Raw genomic sequence first — 21,909 nt, forward strand, 5'->3', positions numbered from 1 at the left:
TTTTATCAAAGAAATAAAAAGAAATGGGGCAGGGGGACCCCGGTGGTTGCCAACCGGTTTGTTATCTTTGTTTCGATATGAACGAACATCTGGATCCGACAGCAGACGGCCTTTCGCAGGAAGAACTCGACATCGAACGGGCGCTCAGGCCGGTATCCTTTGAGGATTTTACCGGGCAGGCGCAGGTCCTGGAAAACCTGACCGTATTCGTACAGGCAGCGAATCTCAGGCAGGAGGCGCTGGACCATACGCTGCTCCACGGCCCGCCCGGGCTGGGGAAAACCACCCTGGCGCATATCCTGGCAAACGAGCTGGGCGTGGGGCTGAAAGTCACCTCCGGCCCCGTCCTCGATAAGCCGGGAGACCTGGCCGGGCTGCTGACCAACCTGCAACCCAGGGACGTTTTGTTCATCGACGAGATCCACCGCCTGAGCCCGGTGGTGGAAGAGTACCTCTACTCGGCCATGGAGGATTTCAAAATCGATATCATGATCGAATCCGGGCCCAATGCCCGATCGGTCCAGCTGCACCTGAACCCCTTCACGCTGGTGGGCGCGACCACGCGTTCCGGCCTGCTGACCGCTCCCATGCGGGCGCGGTTCGGCATATCCAGCCGCCTGGAATATTACAATACGGAGTTGCTTTCCACCATCGTACAGCGATCTGCCGAGATCCTGAAGGTGCCCATTACGGAGGATGCGGCCATCGAGATCGCCGGGCGCAGCCGGGGCACCCCGCGGATCTGCAACGCCCTGCTCAGGCGGGTACGCGATTTTGCCCAGATCAAGGGCAACGGCAGTATCGACATGGATATTTCCCGGTTCAGCCTGAAGGCGCTCCATGTGGATGCCTATGGCCTGGATGAGATGGACAACAAGATCCTGGCCACCATAATCGACAAATTCAAGGGCGGCCCGGTGGGGCTGACCACCCTGGCCACCGCCGTTTCGGAAAATGCGGAGACCATCGAGGAGGTCTACGAACCCTTCCTGATCCAGCAGGGCTTTATCATGCGTACCCCCCGCGGCCGGGAGGTCACCGAACTGGCCTACCAGCACCTGGGACGCATCAAGGGCGGCGCACAGCCCGGGCTGTTTTAGGCCATGGAAGGCGCTGCGGCCGGTGAAAGGCCCATCCCGGAAGTCGGCCTTTTCCGTTTCCTGAAACACTCCCTGGAAATCCTGGAAAACCCCCTGCCGTTCCATCACGGCAATTTTGAAAAACTCGGGGATACGTTCCGGTTGCGGGTGGGCCTGAAACGTTCCGTGGTCTTTTCACGGGATGCCGGCCTCCTGGAATACGCCCTGCAGAAAAACTGGAAGAATTTTACAAAAACGGGGATACAAACCCGGGACCTGGCCCGTTACCTGGGCAAGGGCCTGCTCACCTCGGAAGGAGACCTCTGGCGCACCCAGCGGAAACTCATCCAGCCCGGATTCCACAAAAAACAACTCGATACGCTGTACGGGAAGATGCAAACCATCGTCCGGGAGGAACTGTCCGGATTCTCCCCGGGTGGCCCGACAGACCTCTACCCGCTTTTCGGCCGGCTGGCCTTCCGGGTAGTGGTGGAATCCCTTTTCAGCGGGGCGGTTACCGAAGAAGAAATCCGGAAGCTGCAGCACAGTACGGAGGCGAACCAAAGCATGCTGGTGCGGGAACTCCGGCAGCCCTACCTGCATTGGTATTTTGAGAGGTTCGGGGTCATCCGCCGCCACCTGGAGCTCACCCGTGCCTCCCGGGAGGTGCTGCGCGCCGTGATCCGCAAGCGGAAGCAGCAGGCGTCGGCCCACGGGGATTTGCTGGACATGCTCCTTGAAGCCCGCTACGAGGATGGGAGCCAGATGGAAGAAGACCAGCTCATCGATGAGATCCTGGTCCTGTTTGTGGCCGGACATGAAACCACCGCCAATGCACTGAGCTTTACGGTACAACTGCTGGCACGCCATCCGGAGTGGCAGGAGGCCATCCGGGCGGAGGCGGATACGACCAGGGCAGGAGCACCCGGATCGGTCACCCAGCAGGTGATCGAAGAATCGATGCGGCTGTACCCGCCCGCCTATTTCATCGACCGGATGAACCTGCAGGCCGATACCTTTGCGGGCTTGCAGCTGCCGGCCCATACAGACCTGCTTTTTTCGGTCTATGAAATCCACCGCCACCCGGACCACTGGGAACAGCCGGAAGAGTTCCGGCCGGAGCGCTTTGCGCCGGGGGTCGGGTCGCCGCCCGTCCATTATTACCCGTTCGGGGCAGGGCCCCGTAAATGCATAGGCGCTTACTTCGCCATGACCGAGATGAAAATGGTATTGCAGGGCCTCCTGGGCAGGTTTAACGTGGCCCCGGTGGGGAAAGAAATCCGGATCCAACCCCTGATAACGCTGAAACCCCGGGATGCGCGGGTACACCTGTCAAAACACACATAGCTTTTTACTTCCATTTGCCACCCTTTGAGTTTCCAGTTGTTCCTAGCGCAAATAGGTCGTATTTCCGAATTCCGAACCAAACGTACTAGTGTCTGAGACATTTCTGCTATCGTGTATCCCGGGGATAGCATACCTTGAATTGCTGGAGAACCCACTTCTATATCAAAATCAAACAACTAAACCAGGAATATGTTCAAGGAAATAAAAAACAAATTAAAGGCAGAAACCATAGTGGCGGGTGATGAGGGCTACGACGAGGCCCGGACCATTTACAACGGGATGATCGACAAGCGCCCGGGTGTGATTGTTGCCTGCAAGTCTGCAGAAGAGGTGGCAGATGCGGTACGCGTGGCCCGCGAACACCGGATAGAGGTCTCTATACGCAGCGGTGGACACAACGGCGCAGGACTGGCCCTGGTGGATGACGGCCTGGTGATCGATCTGTCGGGGATGAAAGGCATCCGGATTGATCCCAGGAAACGAGAGGCAATAATTGAGCCTGGCAATACCCTTGCCGATGTGGATGCCGCCACCCACAAACATGGACTGGCACTGCCGAGCGGTATTATCGGAACTACGGGAATAGGTGGTATTACGCTTGGGGGCGGTTTGGGTTATCTGAGTCGCAAGGGCGGTCTTACTATTGATAACCTTTTGGAATGTGAAGTTGTTCTTGCTTCCGGGGAGGTTGTTACGGCCAATAAGGACGAACATGCCGACCTTTTCTGGGCCTTGCGCGGAGGCGGGGGGAACTTTGGAGTGGTCACCCGGTTTACTTTTAAGCTGATCCCGGTAAGCACCGTGTATGCCGGCCCGATGTTCTGGCCGCTAGGGAAGGCTGCAGAAGCCATGGAGTTCTACGATGAGGTTACCCGGGAAGCCCCGAACGATCTGTACGGATTTTTTGCTTTTTTGATCGTGCCGCCCGGGGACCCATTCCCGGAACATCTGCACAACGAGAAGGTCTGTGGGGTGGTCTGGTGCTATACCGGCGACCTGGCGGAGGCCGAATCTGTTTTTGCTCCTATTCGAAAATTTGGGCCGCCAATACTGGATTTTGTCGGGGAAATGCCGATGCCTGCCATAAACAGTATGTTCGATGCGCTCTACCCGCCGGGGATGCAATGGTACTGGCGGGCCCATTATATCAGGGAGTTTACCCAGGATTTCATCCGGACGAACATCGAATTCGGCAAGACAATCCCTACCGTCCATTCAACCACGCATTTATACCCGATCGATGGCAAGGTCCATGAAGTAGCAAATACCGAGACCGCCTGGTCCAACCGCGATGCCCGCTGGGCGCAGGTCATTGTGGGGGTAGACCCGGATCCGGCCCGGGCCGGGGTCGTTACCGAATGGTGTAAATCCTATCACGAAGCTCTTAAACCATTCGCCATGAACGGGGGGGCGTATGTGAACTTCATGATGGAGGAAGGCGATGACCGCATCCGGAACTCCTACGGACCAAATTACCAGCGATTGCAGGAAATCAAGGCGAAATACGACCCGGATAATTTTTTCCACGTAAATCAGAACATCAAACCGGGAAAACCGGTTGCCTCCGGATAGGTTGGCAGCTCCTGCCGCTGCCAGTTGGGATTGGGCAGGTATGATGCCCCAATATTGGGGGGTTCTGGCATAGTTTTAGGATTTTAGTATCTTTCATTAGATTACTAAACTCATCCGTTTTGCCATTATACATGGACCTGCACCATATCGATCCCGACCTCACACAGGAAGACCTCGATTCGGCCCATCTAAAAGACATTGAAGTCCAGGACAAATATGGACTGGAACACAAAAAGTACTACGTCAACTTCGAGGCAAAAACAGTTTTTTGCCTGATAAGTGCCCCGGATAAACAGGCCCTGAATGACGCGCACGCCGAGGTTCACGGTGTGGGTCCCTGCAACGTGATCGAAGTTACCTCCCTGACCCCTACGTACGACTTTCATGCGATGATCGGAGAGGAAGGCGGCAAGAATGAATTTGACGTGGCCCTGACCAGCACGGGAGATATCGATACGGGGTTCCGGACCCTACTGCAGGTATCCCTGGTTGCCACACAACCTTCTCATCAGCTGATGGAACAGGATTTATTCCGCCTGATCCGGAAACACGACGGCCGGATTGTCCAAATGCCGGAAGACCGTATTGTGGCCTCTTTCCTCCATGTCCATGAAGGATTGCTGTGCCTTCGCTCACTGGAGCGCTACCTTTTTGCCCAGGCCGCTGAACCGGAGTATCATTTGGCTTTGGTAACCGGAAGGCCGGTAGATGAAACCGGTCAGGTGCTTTTTGAAAAAGCAAACGAGCAACTGCAGGCAATTTGCCAGCTCGGGGTCCGGGGCCTGGGCTACATCGACGAGGTTTCCCATGCACTGTTTGTAAAAGGGATGGACAAACCGCCGGTATTTGAGACCGGGAGATACCGGGTTCTGACGGGTCCTGAGCTTGAATTTTTTGTCCGATTGCGGGAACTGCTGAACACCAATCTTGTGAATCCGGGTTTCAAAGCCAGTCAGGTTGGGGAAGCCCTCGGACTGAGCAGGTCCCAGCTTTACCGAAAATTCAAGGAAATGACCGGCTATTCCCCCGGGGCCTATTTACAGGAAATCCGCCTGAGACGCGCCTTGCAAAAATTGAAAGATCCCGGGCGGCAAATTGCGCAGATTGCCTATGGTCTGGGCTTTAACAGCCCCAACTATTTCACGCGCCTGTTTAAAAGGCGCTATGGAATTTTACCCACGGATTTCACCCATCGCCTGGATTCCAAGGCAACTTAAAATTGCGGTTTTACAATTGTACTACGATTCGGGATTAATCTCTTTATCCTGCCAATAAACACCTATTAATTGGGACACCTGTGCTAAGGTTGCCTGATATTCCCCCATATCTTGGAGTCTGTTACCCGGCAACAACCCCTGACACTTCCGGTCTGGGGAATCCGGGCATCCGCCGGTGGCGAATTGATTTTAAGAACCTATAAAATGAGTGATATGACAAAATGTGTTTTCTACACAGGTCTTTGGGCCTGTATCCTATTTGGAGTACAAACAGTAAAAGCCCAGGATAACGGCTTGCTGCAAAATCCGTTTCCGGAAGCCAAAAGGGAAGTCCGGGCCGTGCTGGATGAAATTGAGCAAAGCGTCAGGGACAACGACATGGACAGACTAATTGCTTTCCATGCCTATGGACCCAAATTCACAGAATTCAAGAACGGGGAGCGCCGGTCCGGCCCGGAACAGAATGAAAAGTTCGAGCGGGAATTCATCGGGTCTTTTACCCGTGTGGATAAATGGGAATGGGATGACCTGAAGATTGCGGTCTTCGGGGATGTGGCCAATGTGACGTTCCACGCTGATTTTGTTCCCTGGATTGGAGAGGAAAAATTACATATGACCGGCCAGTTCACAATTTTGTTTGTAAAAACACCGGCGGGATGGAAAATTGTCCATGAGCATATGTCCCCGATTTCACCGGAAGGGTAATCCTTTTACCGGGCCAGGGTTATTCGTGCTCTAACATTTTTTGCAAAAAACACGGTGATATACCCCTGATTTATAGTATATTTATGTGGATTGGCCCTAGCGTAAATACGCTGGCCTTTCCATTCTGGTCCCAATTCTTCGCTTACAGGCCTATTAATTAAGAAATGCGCTTCCTGCCATGCGTGATCGTGAAAACTTGAACGATCCCCTATCCGACCGGTTGCGTCCGGAGATGCAGGCACTGTGCAGAAACCTCTGCTGGTGCATTTGCGGACTTTTGGTTTTAGGTTCCCTGGTAGTATTCCTGGGGTTCTATGCGGGCAAACCCGTTCCTCTCTCAAATCCCGTCCCGGATCCTGTTTACCTGATGAATTACGACACCTCCACGCTGCCTCCTACCGAGAGCAACCTGGAGATCCGGTTGGGGTATGAGGTTTTTATGAATACCTCCGTCTTCCTCGGGCCGGAACAACCCGATCCTGACAGGCTGTTCTCCGGCAACAGGTTGGCCTGCGCCAATTGTCACCTCAATGCAGGTACCAAGCCTTTTGGCGCGCCGCTTATTGGGGTGGTGAAGCGCTTCCCCCAGTATCGCGGCCGGGAGGATAAAATCGGCACCATCGAAGAACGGGTCAACGGATGTATGGAGCGCAGTATGAACGGCAGGAAGATGCCCGAGGAAATGCCGGAAATGAGGGCGCTCATTGCCTACCTCAGCTGGTTAGGTCGGTATGCCCCGAAAGACGGGAAGGTTCTGGGACAGGGATTCCTGCCCCTTGAAATCCCGGAACGCGCCGTGGACCTGGTGCATGGCGAAGCGGTTTTCCAGACGCACTGTACGGTTTGCCACGGTTCGGATGGCCAGGGCCAGGCTTCCCCTGCCGGCGGCTATGCATATCCGCCCCTGTGGGGGGACGACTCCTTCAATAATGGGGCGGGGATGACAAGGGTAATCACGGCTGCACAGTTCATCAAGGGAAATATGCCTTTTGGAGTAACATGGGACCGTCCACTGCTGACGGATGAAGAAGCGTATGATGTGGCGGGTTACATCAACAGCAGGTTGCGGCCCGATAAGCCTAACCGGGAACTGGATTTCCCGGACCTTTCCAAAAAGCCCGTTTCTACACCCTATGGCCCATTCGCAGATCCCTTCCCCCCGATCCAACATCAGATGGGCCCTTTCCAGCCCATAATGGATTACTACAAAAAGGAATTCAACATCATTAAATCTAAATAAGCCAATTATGAAAACAACAAACACAAATTCGAGGAGAAATTTTATGGGTGCCATGATGCTGGGGGCTACCGCCAGCACCCTGAGCATGTTTACCGATCCGCTCCTGGCGAAAATGCCGGAGTTCGATCGGGAAACCATGAACGACGCCGTAGCCTGGTTCGACAACATCAAGGGCGAGCACCGCGTCGTATTTGACGGTTCCAAGCCGCATAGCGGATTTCCGGTCATCTGGAACTGGGCCTATTTGCTTTCGAACAACCAACTGGAGGTGGCCGACAGCAATTGCACCGCCATGACCGTGCTCCGGCACGATGCCATCCCGTTTGCCCTTCATTCCGACCTCTGGAAGAAATATAATCTGGGGGAGATTTTCCATGTCATGAAGGCCGATGGAACCGTATACGACCGCAACCCGTATTACGAGCCCCAGGAAGGGGATTTCCCATTGCCTCCGATTCAGGGCATCAAGGACCTGATTGCCCGCGGTTCCATGTTCTGCGTGTGCGACCTGGCGCTTAATTTCTACAGCGGTGTGGTAGCCGGACAAACCGGTATGGAAGCCGCGGATATTTACGCGGATTGGAAAGCAGGCATCCTGCCGGACATTCAGTTGGTACCATCCGGGGTATGGGCCCTGGGAATGGCACAGAAGCACGGGTGCGGATATATTTTCGCCGGGGAGTAACAACTAATCTTCTAACAAATATTTAATATCGAATCATGAAGCAATTACTTTTGATTTTTGCCATACTAATGGGAGGCCTGGGGCTACAGGCCCAGCAGCAGCCCATCAAACTGGTATTTGATGTGAGCAGCGCCAGCGAGGATGTACATAAATCGGCAGCCCGCCACCTGGACCTGATGTCTGCCGCTTATCCGGAATCGGAATTCGAGATGGTGGTTTACAGCGGTGCCATCGACCTGGTCAGCAAGGACAATTCCCCTGCAGCCGAAACCATGCGGAAAGTCCTGGAGCGCGGAAATGTCTCCGTCAAGGTTTGTCAGATGACCATGGACCGCCACGAAATGGCGGTGGATGATCTGATCCCGGGGATTACGCCGGTGCCTGACGGTATATACGAAATCATATCCAAGCAGCAGCAGGGATGGGGGTATATCAAAGAGGGGCAATAAGAACTGGTGTAGGGGAAATCCCGGACTTTTAAATCCCATTTTTTCGGTCTACCTTCGATGGAAATGGACCGGACAAAGCACGCAGACCTGATAAAAGCCGAGGCAAAACGCCTGGGCTTTTTGTCTTGCGGTATTTCCAAAGCGGGATTCCTGGAGGAGGAAGCGCCCCGCCTGGAAAAATGGCTCAGGCAGGGCATGCAAGGGGAGATGGCCTGGATGGAAAACCACTTTGACAAACGGCTGGATCCCACCCTACTGGTGCCCGGGGCCAAATCGGTGGTTTCCCTCCTGTTGAATTACTACCCGTCCCAACAACAACCCGAGGGCACCTACCAGGTATCCAAATACGCGTACGGGCAGGATTACCATCGGGTCATCAAGGACAAGCTCCGGGAATTGCTGTACGTTATCCGGCAGGAAATCGGGGAGGTCGAGGGCCGTGCCTTTGTAGATTCGGCCCCGGTGCTGGACAAAGCCTGGGCGGCCCGGAGCGGCCTGGGCTGGATGGGCAAGCATTCCAACCTGCTCACCAGGGAAACCGGGTCGTTCTATTTTATCGCCGAGCTCATCCTGGACCTGGACCTGCCGGCAGACGGACCGGTCACCGACCATTGCGGGACCTGCACAGCCTGCATCGACGCCTGTCCCACCCAGGCCATCGTGGAGCCCTACGTGGTGGATGGCAGCAAGTGCATCTCCTACTACACCATCGAGCTGAAGTCCGAAATACCGGTTGCTGCGCGGGGTCAGTGGGACGACTGGATCTTTGGCTGCGATATCTGCCAGGATGTCTGCCCCTGGAACCGCTTTTCGAAGCCCCACCGGGAGCCCCGGTTCGAACCGCATCCGGACCTGATGCAGATGGGCCGGCGGGACTGGGAGGAACTGACCGAGGAGGTTTTCCGGAAGGTATTCCCAAAATCCGCGGTGAAACGGACTAAATTTTCCGGCTTGAAGCGGAATATCCGATTCCTGTCGGATGGTTCACCCCGTGCCGAAAACGATTGAGGCGGCCCCGGGATTGCAAAACTTTTGATATTTTGACCGCGGGACCTATTAAGTTCCTATATTGAAAGCCGTTTTTATAAGAATATCGCAGGGAGCTGCTAGTGTCCCCGCAACCAACCATACGATCTATGGCCTTACCAAAACCGAAGCTGAGTTTCTGGCAGATTTTCAACATGAATGTGGGTTTCCTGGGCATTCAGTACAGTTTCGGCCTCCAGCAAAGCGCGATCAACCCGATCTTCCTCTTTTTGGGCGCCTCGGAAGAACTGCTCCCGATCCTGAATATCGCAGGCCCCGTCACGGGCCTGATTGTCCAACCCATCATCGGCGCCATATCGGATAAGACATGGTCGCCCAAATGGGGCCGACGGAAACCTTTTTTCCTGATCGGGGCATTGATGGGCAGTATCTGCCTGTTCCTGTTCCCGCTGAGCCCGGCCCTCTGGTTTGCCGTCGGGTTGCTCTGGCTGCTGGACGTTGGCAATAATATGGCCATGGAACCCTACCGGGCCTTTGTGGGGGATAAGCTCCCCGACCAGCAGATGAGCCTGGGCTACCAGATGCAGAGTCTCTTTGTGGGGGCAGGCATCCTGATGGCCAATGCCTCCATCTTCCTCTTCCAGGATTGGTTCGGGGGCGGGGAGGAGCTCACCGGTTCAGTCCCCAAATGGTTGTACTATTCATTCTTTATCGGCTCGTTCCTGTCCCTGGCCACCATCCTGTGGTCCGTCCTCAAGACCCCGGAGATACCGCCGGACCCGGAGGAACTTGCGGAAATCAACCGGCATAAGGCACTCCCGTTTATGGAGCGACTGAAAGTGCCCTTTATCGAGATTGGCCATGCGGTACGCGAGATGCCCAAATTCATGTGGAAGCTGTCGGGGGTCTACCTCTTCCAGTGGTATGCGCTGTTTATCTACTGGCAGTTTATCACGCCCCTATTCCGCTCGACCATGGGATTTGATACTTCGGAAGCCGCAGCCCAGGCAGCCAAGATGAGTACCACCTACAATATTGTGACCGCGGTGGTAGCCCTCGTCCTGGTACCCCTGACCCTGCGCTTCGGGGGCAAGAAAGTGTATGCCCTCAGCCTATTCGGCACGGCGATCGCCCTGTTTTCCATCCCCTATATCACGGACCCTGTATATGTGCTGTTCCCGATGGTCCTCTTTGGTATCGGCTGGGCGTCCATGATGGGAATCCCCTACAGCATGGTCTCCAAGATCGTGCCCCAGGACCGCCGCGGCGTATACATGGGAATCCTCAATATGATGATCGTGATTCCGATGGGTATCGAGACGCTCTCCTTCGGGGCAATTTTCACCAACTTCCTCGGTTCGGATTCGGTTAATGCCATGCTGTTTGCCGGCGCTTTCTTTGTGATCGCCGGGGCCCTGGCCCTGAGGCTGAACGTACAGAAGGCCAAGGCCGAGGTAGCGGCCGAAATGGGGCATTAAACGGGTTTGGCGGCTGCCTGGGGCGACGGGGTCGCATTACGCTACCGAAATGCACCTGGCACATCGACAAACTGAAACAACATCCAACCATGAGAATCCTGGGTTTAATCGGAGGCACTTCCTGGCATGCAACGATGGCGTACTACAAGCTGATCAACGAAGGGGTCGGAAAACACATAGGCACCCAGGCCAACCCGGAATTGATCATCTGCAGCATCAACATTGAGATCATGCGGGAACAGAACCTGGAAAAAATACGCGCCAAGTATTTCGAGGTTTCCGAGCGACTGATTGGAGCGGGGGCGGAGGGGATCCTTATATGTGCCAATACCCCCCACATGGTATATGACTACGTGCAGCCAAAAATTTCGGTTCCCATCCTGCATATTGCCGAAGCGACGGGGAAGGAGGCGACCCGTCTGGGACTGAAAAAGCTGGGGTTGCTGGGGAACCGCCCGACGATGACGGGGACGTTCATCCCGGGGTACCTCAAAACCCATTTTGGCATAGAAACCATGATCCCCGAAGACCAATACCTTTCAGAGGCCCACAGATATGTGTCCGAGGAGCTTACCCGGGGAAAATTCACGGCCGCGGCCCGGGCCTTTTTCCTGCACCAAATCGATTTGCTCCGGGAGCGCGGCGCCGACGGGATCATCCTCGGTTGCACGGAACTGCCCTTGCTGATAGATGCGGGCAAAGTCGGGTTGCCTACCCTGCCCACCACGGATCTCCACGCCCGGATGGCCATTGATTTTATAATGGGGTAGGCCGGGAGCCCGGAATAAAAACCCTTCTGTCTGCATGTTCGGCAGGCGGCTGGTGCGGTATATCGTCGGTGGGCTTGCAGGGGAAATGTAAATTTTAAAATATTCAAATTCCCAAATTGAATCCTCCCGCTTACCTTTGTCACTCAACGAAGCCTGACATGAGCAAGGAAAAAAGACGCCGGGAAGCACTGATCTACCACGCCAAACCCACCCCCGGAAAGATAAAAATCGTACCCACCAAGCCCTATGCCACCCAGCGCGACCTGGCCCTGGCTTATTCACCGGGGGTAGCGGAGCCCTGCCTGGAGATCCATAAGGACCGCGAGCAAGTCTACAAGTATACCGCCAAAGGGAACCTCGTGGCCGTGATCTCAAATGGCACGGCCGTCCTGGGCCTCGGGGACATTGGTCCGGAGGCCTCCAAGCCGGTCATGGAAGGGAAAAGCCTCCTCTTCAAGATCTTTGCGGATATCGACGGCATCGACATTGAACTGGATACCAAGGACGTGGACAAATTCGTCGAAACCGTCAAAATCATGGCGCCGACCTTCGGCGGCATCAACCTGGAGGACATCAAGGCCCCCGAGGCCTTCGAAATCGAGCGGCGCCTGAAGGAAGAACTCAACATCCCGGTGATGCACGACGACCAGCACGGGACCGCCATCATCTCGGCTGCTGCCCTGCTCAATGCCCTGGAACTGGCCGAAAAGAAGATCGAGGACGTGCGCATCGTGATCAGCGGGGCAGGGGCTGCCGCGATTTCCTGCAGCCGGCTCTACCGCTCCTTTGGCGCCAAGCGGGAACACATGATCATGCTGGACAGCAAGGGAGTGATCCGGGACGACCGGCCCGACCTTTCCGATGAAAAAAAGGAATTTGCCACCCACCTCAAAATAGATACGCTGGAGGAGGCCGTAAAGGATGCCGATGTGTTTATCGGCCTGTCCATCGCCGACATCCTCAGCCCGGCCATGCTGAAATCCATGGGCAGGAAGGCCATTGTCTTTGCCATGGCCAACCCCAACCCGGAGATCGATTACGCCCTGGCGATGAAGACCCGCAAGGACATCATCATGGCTACCGGGCGCTCGGACCACCCGAACCAGGTGAACAATGTGCTCGGCTTCCCGTTTATTTTCCGGGGTGCCCTGGACGTCCGGGCCACAAAGATCAACGAGGAGATGAAAATGGCTGCGGTAAAGGCCCTGGCCGACCTGGCCAAGCAGCCCGTGCCGGAGCAGGTGAACATTGCCTACGGGGAGACCCGCCTGACATTCGGCAGGGAATACATCATCCCCAAGCCTTTTGACCCCCGGCTGATCGCCGAGGTGCCCCCGGCCGTCGCCCGGGCTGCGATGGAAAGCGGGGTGGCCAAGGCGCCTATCGCGGACTGGGACCGCTACCGGGAAGAGCTCCTGCAGCGATCCGGGGACGACAAAAAGGTGATCCGCTGGCTGATGAGCCGGGCCAAGGCGATGCCCAAGAAGATCGTATTTGCCGAAGCCGATCAGCTGGATGTGCTCAAGGCGGCCCAGATTGCCCATGACGAGGGGATTGCCCACCCCATCCTGCTTGGGAACCGGCGGATGATCGAAGAACTCAAGGAGGAACTGGAATTCGACGCGGATATCCCCATCATTGATCAGTTTGAGGAGGATTCCCTGGAAAAGCGGGAGGCCTACGCCAAAAGCTACTGGGAAATGCGGCAGCGAAAAGGCAGTACCCTCTACAACTCCCGGAGCAAAATGCGGGAGCGCAACTATTTCGGGGCCATGATGGTCCGGGAAGGCGATGCCGACGGCATGATTTCAGGGTATTCCCGTTCGTATTCCTCCGTCGTAAAACCGATTTTCGAAGTAATCGGCCGAGCCACGGAGGTTTCCCGGGCAGCCACGGTCCACGTAATGATCACCTCCCGGGGCCCGATTTTCCTTGCGGACACCTCCCTGAACATCGACCCTTCGGCCGAAGAACTGGCGGAGATCACGCGCATGACGGCCAACCTGGCGAGGGCCTTCAATTTTGAGCCGATCATCGCCCTGCTATCCTACGCCAATTTCGGTTCTTCCAACCACCCCCGGGCCGTGAAGGTGCGGGAAGCCATCCGCCTGCTGCATGAACAGGACCCGGACCTGGTGGTGGACGGGGAGATACAGACGGACTTTGCCCTGAACCGCAAGCTCCGCCAGAGCCAGTTCCCGTTTTCAAAACTGGCGGGCAAAAACGTGAATACGCTGGTATTCCCGAACCTGGAATCCGCGAACATCACCTACAAACTCATCAAGGAATTACAGGCCACAGATACCATTGGCCCCATCATGCTCGGCCTGCGCCGGGCCGTTCACATCCTGCAGATGGGGGCCAGCGTGGAGGAAATCGTGAATATGACGGCTGTTGCCGTCATCGATGCCCAGGAACGCGAAAAGCGGCGCCGGGCCAAGAAAAAGAGATAATCCCTGAACCGGGCGGGGCGGTTTCCCCGCCCCCTGCAACCAACCACCATGATAGAACATCTTAGCGGCCGTCTTATTGAAAAGCACCCGACCCACCTGGTCATCGAATGCGGGGGGGTTGGTTATTTCGTCAATATCTCCCTCAACACCTATTCCTCCCTGCCGGACCAGGAGCAGCTCCGCATTTTCACCCACCTGCAGGTGCGGGAGGATGCCCACACACTCTACGGCTTCTTTTCCCTGGCCGAACGGGAAGCCTTCCGGTTGCTGATCTCCGTTTCCGGGGTTGGCGCCAGTACCGCCCGCACCATGCTTTCCTCCATGACCCCTGCCCAGTTGCGGGACGCCATTGCCTCTGAGGACGTCCCCGCCATCCAGGCCGTAAAGGGGATCGGGGCAAAGACCGCCCAGCGCGTAATCCTGGACCTTCGGGACAAGATTTTGAAAATCTACGACATCGACGAAGTTTCCCAAAAACCAGACAATACAAATAAAGAAGAAGCGTTATCTGCTTTAGAGGTTCTTGGCTTCACCCGAAAGCAGTCCGAAAAGGCCGTGGATTCGGTACTTCGCCAGGATCCTTCCGCCAGCGTGGAGGGCATTATCAAGCTGGCGCTTAAAAATTTGTAAAAAGTTTGAAAACAGGGGCATCGGCATTTTACACAAAGTTCCGCCTACCGTTTATTTTCCTTCTAATCCTGCTGGTCTTTACGGCCTTCCCGGCCCATGGCCAGGATACGGAAACCGAGGCAGATTCGGTACAAACGGGAGTGGCACTGGGGTCGATCCGGATGGAGAACCCGCCGAGCATTGTCTCCAAATACACCTACGACCCCAAGCTCGACCGGTATATCTACACAGAATCGGTGGGCGACTACGATATTTCCTACCCCATCATCCTGACCCCCGAAGCTTATTTTGAGCTGGTCCGCAAGGAGGGCATGAAGTCCTACTTCAAGGACAAGATCGACGCCTTCAGCGGCAAAAAGGAGGGAAGCGAGGAAGCCCGGAAGAACCTGTTGCCCAATTTCTACGTCAACAGCAGTTTTTTTGAAACGATTTTTGGGGGGAATACCATTGAGGTGATCCCCCAGGGATCGGTGGCTATGGACCTCGGGGTCATCTGGCAGAAAAACGACAACCCGGCCCTTTCGCCCCGGAACCGGACTAACCTGGCTTTTGATTTTGACCAGCGGATATCCCTGAGCATGCTCGGCCAGATCGGGGAACGGCTGCAGATCACCGCCCAGTACGACACGGAGGCGACCTTCGATTTTCAGAACCTCATCAAACTCGATTACACGCCCACCGAAGACGACATCATCCAGAAAATCGAGATCGGGAACGTGAACATGCCCCTGAACAGTTCCCTCATTACCGGAGCCCAGAGCCTCTTCGGGGTAAAGACCCAGCTGCAATTCGGGAAAACCACTGTGACGGCGGTGTTTTCCGAGCAGCGCTCCCAGAGCAACACGGTGGTGGCCCAGGGGGGCGGTACCCTGAACGAATTTGAACTCACGGCCCTGGACTACGACGAGGACCGGCACTTTTTCCTGGCGCAGTATTTCCGGGACCAGTACGACCAGGCCCTGGCGGATTACCCCTATATCAACAGCCAGGTTCAGATCACCCGCCTGGAGGTATGGGTCACCAACCGAAGCCAGCAAACCCTCAATGTGCGCAACGTGGTCGCCATCCAGGACCTTGGGGAGAGCCTTACGGAGAAAACCCGGATCGGCCTGGCGGGGGGTGCCCCTGCCGGTTTCTTCAATTCGGGCGGGGCCCCGGTGAACCTGCCTCGCAACGGGGCGAACGACTACGACCCGGCCCTGATCGGCAACGGGGGCGTCCTGACGCCGGATATCCGGGATATCGCCACAGTGGATGACGGGTTCCAGGTTCCCGGTGGCTATGCGGTAAACCAGGGTTTTGACTATGCGATCCTGGAAAATGCGCGGAAACTGGAGCAGGGCCGGGATTACGCCTTTAATTCCCAGCTGGGATACATCTCCCTGAACCAGCGGCTCAGCAACGACGAGGTTCTCGCCGTGGCCTTCCAGTATACGAACAACGGCCAGGTGTACCAGGTGGGCGAATTTGCCAACGGCGGCCTGGACGCCACCACGGTGAGCCCGGGGGCCCAGGTGGAAATCAACAACAATACCCTGGTGCTGAAGCTGCTGAAAAGCAATATCACCAACGTGAGCGACCCGATCTGGGACCTGATGATGAAAAACATCTACGCCACCGGCGCCTTCCAGCTCAGCGAGGAGGATTTCAAGATGAACATCCTCTACAACGACCCGACCCCCAGGAACTACATTACGCCTGTCAACCCGAATGTAGGCTGGCCGGATACCCCGAGGCCGCTGGAGGAGCGCATCCTGCTGGACGTGTTCAACCTGGACCGGCTCAATGTGTACAACGATGTGCAGCCCGGGGGAGACGGCTTTTTTGATTTTGTGCCCGGCATCACGGTAAACACCCAGAACGGACAGATCATCTTTACCAAGGTGGAACCCTTTGGGGAGTACCTTTTTAACCTGTTGGGCGGGGGTACCTATGACGTGGATGCCGACCAGGGGTACAACGAAAACCAGCAGAAGTACGTCTTCCGCAACATGTATAACCAGACCAAGGCGGCCTCACTGCAGGATGCCGAGAAAAACCGGTTCCGGATCAAGGGCCGGTACAAATCCGAAACGGGTAACGGGATCCCCATCGGGGCCTTCAACGTTCCGCGGGGATCTGTTCGGGTCACAGCCGGGGGCAGGCAGTTGCAGGAGGGTATCGACTATACGGTGAATTACCAGGCCGGGACGGTGCAAATCCTGGACCCCAGCCTGCAGGCCTCCAATACGCCCATCAATATTTCCGTGGAAAACAATGCGGTATTCGGGCAGCAGACGCGCCGCTTCACCGGGGTGAACGTGGAACACCAGTTCAACGAGAAATTTGTACTGGGCGCCACGCTCCTCAACCTGAACGAGCGCCCGCTGACGCAGAAAGCGAATTTCGGGGTGGAACCGGTCAACAACACCATCTTTGGCCTGAACGGGAACTTTTCCACGGAAGTCCCCTTCCTGACCCGCCTGGCCAATATGCTGCCAAACGTGGATACGGATGTGCCGTCGAATGTGTCCGTGAGGGGGGAGGTGGCCTTCCTGAAACCGAATGCCCCGAAAAATGCCAATTTCCGGGGGGAAACCACCAGTTACCTGGACGATTTTGAAGGGGCCCAGGCCCTTATCGACATCCGGTCTTCCCTGGGCTGGAGCCTGGCGAGCACGCCTCTGGAATTCCTGGAAGAAGGGGAGGAAGACCTCGCCACCGGCTACGAACGGGCCAAGCTGGCCTGGTATACCATCGACCCGATTTTTTATACGAACCAGCGGCCGTCCGGCATCAGTGACAACGATATCTCCCTGAATGCCACCCGGCGGATCTTCATCGACGAGGTCTTCCCGAGGATCGATATCGCCCAGGGGCAAACCACGGTGCAGAATACCCTGGACCTGGCGTATTACCCGAACCAGAAGGGCCCGTACAATGCGAACCCGAATTTTGCGGCGGAGGGGCCCCAGGAGAAATGGGGAGGGATCATGCGGTCGCTTTCCAGCACCAACTTTGAGCAATCCAACGTGGAATTCGTGCAGTTCTGGGTCCTGGACCCCTATGTGGACGGCCAGGCCACGGGGCCCGGCGAACTGGTCCTCAACCTGGGGAACATCAGCGAGGACATCCTGGAGGATGGACGGAAACAATACGAAAACGGCCTGCCGGGCGTCAACTCGAACGACCTGACCACCCAGACGGTATGGGGCCGGGTGCCCGCCACCCAGGCCCTGGTCTATGCCTTCGACGCCGACGAGGCCAACCGGAGCCTGCAGGACATCGGATACGACGGCCTTTCCGATGCAGACGAAGCCGCCGAAGGGTACAACGGCCCCCCCGAGGACCCGGCCCTGGACAACTATACCTACTACCTGAACCGGGAAGGCAGCCTGCTGGAGCGGTACCTGGACTTCAACAACACGGACGGGAACTCCCCGGTGGCCGTCACCAGTACAAACCGCGGGAACACCACCCTGCCCGACGTGGAGGATGTGGATCGGGACCTGACCATGAACACGGTCAACTCCTACTACGAATACCGCATCCCGATCCGACCGGGGGTCACGGTGGACGACCCGTACGTGACGGATATCAAGGAAGGGGTGACGCCGGACCTGCCCAACGGCACCCAGCTCAACCGGCGGTGGATACAATACAAGATCCCCCTGAGTGATTTTACGGATGCCGTGGGGGGGATTACGGATTTCCGGTCCATCAGTTTTATGCGGATGTACGTAACCGGCTTCACCGACCCGGTGGTACTGCGCTTTGCCACCCTGGACCTCGTTCGGGGGGACTGGAGGAATTACACCAAAACCCTGCAGACCAACAACGACAACCCGGCCGACGACGGGACCAGCGTGGATGTGAATACCGTCAACGTGGAGGAGAACGAGGCCCGTATCCCAATCCCCTATGTGCTGCCTCCCGGGGTGTTCCGCGAGCAGCTGAACAACAACAACACCATCGTCCGCCAGAACGAACAATCCCTCTCCATGGTGGTGGAAAACCTGGAGCCTGAGGATTCCCGTGGGGTGTTCAAGAACGTGAGCATGGACATGCGGCAGTACGAACGCATCAAGATGTTCCTGCACGCCGAAAAAATCGCGACTTCAGACCCTTTCAACAACGGGGAATCCCTGGTGGGCTTCCTGCGGATCGGGACGGATTTTTCGGAGAACTACTACCAGCTCGAGGTGCCCATGGAGTTTACAGACTTCAATGCGACCACGGCCGAACAGGTCTGGCCAGCCATCAACGAGCTGGACGTGGCCCTCTCCGACCTGAACAAGGTCAAATCGGAGGGGATTGCCAGCCAGACGCTCGGACAGATTACCTTCTACGAGGTCATTGACGGGGTGGCCGTTGAGGTGGCCGAATTTGCCCCCCGGGTACCCGGGCGGGTCCGGATCGGGATCCGGGGGAACCCTTCCCTGGGGAGCATCCGGAGCATGATGGTCGGCGTCAAGAACATCGACAACATCCCGCTGCGGGCAGAGGTCTGGTTCAACGAACTCCGGCTGGCCGGCCTTGACAACAATGGCGGGTGGGCAGCCGTGGCCGCGGTAGACGCCAATATGGCCGACTTTGCGAACGTATCGGCCACGGGGAATACGTCCACCTCCGGCTTCGGCTCCCTGGACCAGATGCCCAACGAACGGGCCCGGGAGGACGCCATCTCCTACGACGTGGTCACCAATGTGGAGGTCGGGAAGTTGTTCCCGGCCAAATGGAACCTGCAAATACCCTTCAACTACGGGATTTCCGAACAGCTGATCACCCCGGAGTTCGACCCGGTATACGACGATCTGAAACTGCAGGACCGCATCGATGCGGCCGCCACTCCGGCGGAGGCGGACCAGATCCGGGAACAGGCGGAGGACTACACCAAACGGACCAGCATCAATTTTATCGGGGTGCGCAAAAATCGCGGGGAAGAGGCGGAGGCCAACTTCTTCGACATCGAGAATTTTACCTTCAACTATTCGTACAACGAAACGGACCACCGGGATTTTGAGATCTCCGAGCTGCGCGACCAGAAGGTGCAGGCGGGGGTGTTGTATAACCACAATTTCAAACCCGCCCCCGTAGCGCCCTTTGCCAAGAACGATTCCCTCTTCCGGGGCAGCTACTGGCAATGGCTCAAGGATTTCAATTTCAACCTGCTCCCAACCAGCATTTCCCTCCAGTCGGACATCAACCGCCAATTCAACCAGCAGCGTTTCCGGGATGTGCTGGAGCCCGGGGTGGACGCCCTGGAACTTCCGCTGCTGCAACAGCGGAACTACCGGTTCAACTGGCAGTACAACCTGAATTACGCCCTGACCAAATCCCTGCGGGTGCAGCTGACCGGATCCAATAACAGCATCGTCCGGAATTATTACGAGGAGGATGGCAACCCGTTTTCGACCATCCTTTCCGAACGGACGCTCTGGGATGGGTTCTTCGACATCGGGGAGCCCAACCGCCATGCCCAGCAGATGACGCTGAACTATGAGATCCCCCTGAACAAAATCCCGATTTTTGATTTTGTCAACGCCCAGTATACCTACACCAGCAATTACGACTGGCAACGGGGCGGGGACGCGCTCAACCTCGCCGTGGCCAAGGCACAGAACCCCGGAATCCCGGAGGACCAGCTCAGCCTGACCTCCATCAACACCATACAGAACGCCAACACCCATACGCTTACCGCAGCCCTGAGCATGCAGCAGCTCTACGACAAGCTCGGCCTGAAAAAATCCTCCGGCAGCAAGGCGACTTCCGGCATTGCCGCCCCGAGGAGCGATAAGGCCGGGAACACCCGGGAAGAGGAAGGGACGTCCGGCCCCAAAAAGACAAGTAAGGCCTTCAATACGGCAATCGACCTGCTGACCATGGTCAAGCGGATCAACGTCAATTACAGCGAAAACAACGGGACGGTCCTGCCCGGGTATACCCAGAGCGTCGGCTTTATCGGCACCACCCGTCCTACGGTGGGCTTCGTATTCGGCAGCCAGGCGGATGTGCGCCAACTGGCGGCGCAAAATGGCTGGCTCACCAATTTCAACGGGTTCAATGAGCAATTTATCCAGCGGACCAGCAAACAGCTCAACATCACCGCCACGGCCCAGCCCGTACCGGAACTCACCATCGACCTGATCGCAGACCGGCAATACACGGAGAGTCTGCAGGAGAACTTCGACGTCACCGACGGGGAATACATTTCCCAGGCCCCGAATACCTACGGGAGCTTCAGCATCTCCACCATGATGATTGGCACCTCGTTTGCCACAAGCGACGAACAGGGCTCCGACACTTTTGAGACCTTCAAGGAAAACCGGCTGATCATCGCAAACCGGCTGCTGTCGGACCGGAGCGGCCCGGATGCCGGGGTGGACGAAGATGGTTTCCCGACCCGGTACGGCAAGACCCAGCAGGAAGTCCTGCTGCCCGCGTTTTTTGCCGCCTATACCGGCCAGGATGCGGAGCGGGTGAATCTGGATGCGTTCCGCGATATCCCCATCCCCAACTGGAACGTCAAGTACACAGGCCTGATGAAGAACAAGTGGTTCAAGAAGCAGTTCAAGCGGTTCTCCCTGAGCCACGGGTACCGCTCGTCCTATACCATCAACTCCTTCCAGACGAACCTCGAACGCTACCAGCTGGTAAACGACAACGACCCGGCCACGAACCCCTTCGAGGCAGAAACCGGGGACCTGATGCCGGAGATCCTCATCAACAACGTGGTCCTGAACGACGCCTTCAACCCGCTGATCCGGGTGGATTTCGAGATGCAGAATTCCGTGAGCGTACTGGCGGAGGTGCGGACGGACCGCGCCCTCTCGCTGAGTTTTGACAACAACCTGCTCACCGAGATCAACGGGAAGGAATACACCCTGGGGCTCGGATACCGGTTCAAGGACGTGCAGTTCGTCACCCGCATCGGGGGGGAGCGGCAGCGGCTCAAGGGGGATCTGAACCTGAAGGCCGACCTGAGCCTGCGCGACAACATCACCATCATCCGCAACCTGGATATCGACAGCAACCAGATCACCTCCGGCCAGAACCTGGTGTCCATCAAGTTCACCGCCGACTACGCCCTGAGCAAGAACCTGAATGCCCTGTTCTTCTACGACCACTCCTTCTCCCGTTTTGCCGTTTCCACGGCCTTCCCGCAGACGACGATCAACACCGGGTTCACGCTACGCTACAACTTCGGAAACTAACGGCGGGCCGCCCCGCGGACCCGCCTGGGAACCTGATGCGACAAAGGCATGCCACCCTTGCAGCGAACCGCCGGCCCCCCGGCAGGAATCCTTTGGCGCCCCGT

At 56.7% G+C, this 21,909-nt stretch carries 14 protein-coding genes; all 14 read left to right on the forward strand.

All coding sequences use genetic code 11. The annotated features are described in order from the left end of the window. Nucleotides 1-77 precede the first annotated feature (77 nt). Nucleotides 78-1,100, forward strand: coding sequence for a Holliday junction branch migration DNA helicase RuvB (gene ruvB, locus H7F20_RS05430; RefSeq protein WP_185785093.1), 1,023 nt, complete (start codon nucleotides 78-80; stop codon nucleotides 1,098-1,100). Nucleotides 1,101-1,103: 3 nt separating this feature from the next. After that, on the forward strand, nucleotides 1,104-2,426 hold the full coding sequence (locus H7F20_RS05435) for a cytochrome P450 (RefSeq protein WP_185785094.1): 1,323 nt from the start codon (nucleotides 1,104-1,106) through the stop codon (nucleotides 2,424-2,426). A 189-nt stretch (nucleotides 2,427-2,615) separates the two neighbouring features. Continuing rightward, a complete protein-coding gene (locus H7F20_RS05440; RefSeq protein ID WP_185785095.1) occupies nucleotides 2,616-3,998 on the forward strand; it encodes an FAD-binding oxidoreductase in 1,383 nt (460 codons plus the stop codon). 119 nt (nucleotides 3,999-4,117) lie between these two features. Beyond that, on the forward strand, nucleotides 4,118-5,215 hold the full coding sequence (locus tag H7F20_RS05445; RefSeq protein WP_185785096.1) for a nickel-binding protein: 1,098 nt from the start codon (nucleotides 4,118-4,120) through the stop codon (nucleotides 5,213-5,215). Nucleotides 5,216-5,428: 213 nt separating this feature from the next. Then, a complete protein-coding gene (locus H7F20_RS05450) occupies nucleotides 5,429-5,920 on the forward strand; it encodes a nuclear transport factor 2 family protein (protein WP_185785097.1) in 492 nt (163 codons plus the stop codon). 196 nt (nucleotides 5,921-6,116) lie between these two features. Beyond that, nucleotides 6,117-7,160: a c-type cytochrome gene (locus H7F20_RS05455; RefSeq protein ID WP_255443994.1), complete on the forward strand. Its 1,044-nt coding sequence runs from the start codon at nucleotides 6,117-6,119 to the stop codon at nucleotides 7,158-7,160. Between the two features lie 7 nt (nucleotides 7,161-7,167). Further along, complete coding sequence (locus tag H7F20_RS05460) at nucleotides 7,168-7,845, forward strand: Tat (twin-arginine translocation) pathway signal sequence containing protein (protein ID WP_185785098.1); 678 nt, start codon at nucleotides 7,168-7,170, stop codon at nucleotides 7,843-7,845. A gap of 35 nt (nucleotides 7,846-7,880) precedes the next feature. After that, nucleotides 7,881-8,294: a DsrE family protein gene (locus tag H7F20_RS05465; RefSeq protein ID WP_185785099.1), complete on the forward strand. Its 414-nt coding sequence runs from the start codon at nucleotides 7,881-7,883 to the stop codon at nucleotides 8,292-8,294. Between the two features lie 63 nt (nucleotides 8,295-8,357). After that, entirely contained in the window at nucleotides 8,358-9,302 is a 945-nt protein-coding gene (queG, locus tag H7F20_RS05470; RefSeq protein ID WP_370588477.1) for a tRNA epoxyqueuosine(34) reductase QueG, read from the forward strand. A 128-nt stretch (nucleotides 9,303-9,430) separates the two neighbouring features. Further along, nucleotides 9,431-10,759 carry an MFS transporter gene (locus H7F20_RS05475; protein ID WP_185785101.1) on the forward strand — a complete coding sequence of 443 codons (1,329 nt, stop codon included), beginning with the start codon at nucleotides 9,431-9,433 and terminating at the stop codon, nucleotides 10,757-10,759. Nucleotides 10,760-10,848: 89 nt separating this feature from the next. After that, on the forward strand, nucleotides 10,849-11,529 hold the full coding sequence (locus H7F20_RS05480) for an aspartate/glutamate racemase family protein (RefSeq protein ID WP_185785102.1): 681 nt from the start codon (nucleotides 10,849-10,851) through the stop codon (nucleotides 11,527-11,529). Between the two features lie 158 nt (nucleotides 11,530-11,687). Further along, nucleotides 11,688-13,982, forward strand: a complete 2,295-nt coding sequence (locus H7F20_RS05485) for an NADP-dependent malic enzyme (protein ID WP_185785103.1) — start codon at nucleotides 11,688-11,690, stop codon at nucleotides 13,980-13,982. 48 nt (nucleotides 13,983-14,030) lie between these two features. Beyond that, the gene (gene ruvA / locus H7F20_RS05490) at nucleotides 14,031-14,612 is read left to right on the forward strand and encodes a Holliday junction branch migration protein RuvA (RefSeq protein WP_185785104.1); all 582 of its coding nucleotides are present in this window, start codon (nucleotides 14,031-14,033) and stop codon (nucleotides 14,610-14,612) included. 5 nt (nucleotides 14,613-14,617) lie between these two features. Next, nucleotides 14,618-21,805, forward strand: a complete 7,188-nt coding sequence (gene sprA, locus H7F20_RS05495) for a cell surface protein SprA (RefSeq protein WP_185785105.1) — start codon at nucleotides 14,618-14,620, stop codon at nucleotides 21,803-21,805. The last annotated feature ends 104 nt before the right edge of the window (nucleotides 21,806-21,909 follow it).

Source organism: Robiginitalea sp. SC105 (genome assembly GCF_014243345.1).
Taxonomy (GTDB): domain Bacteria; phylum Bacteroidota; class Bacteroidia; order Flavobacteriales; family Flavobacteriaceae; genus Robiginitalea.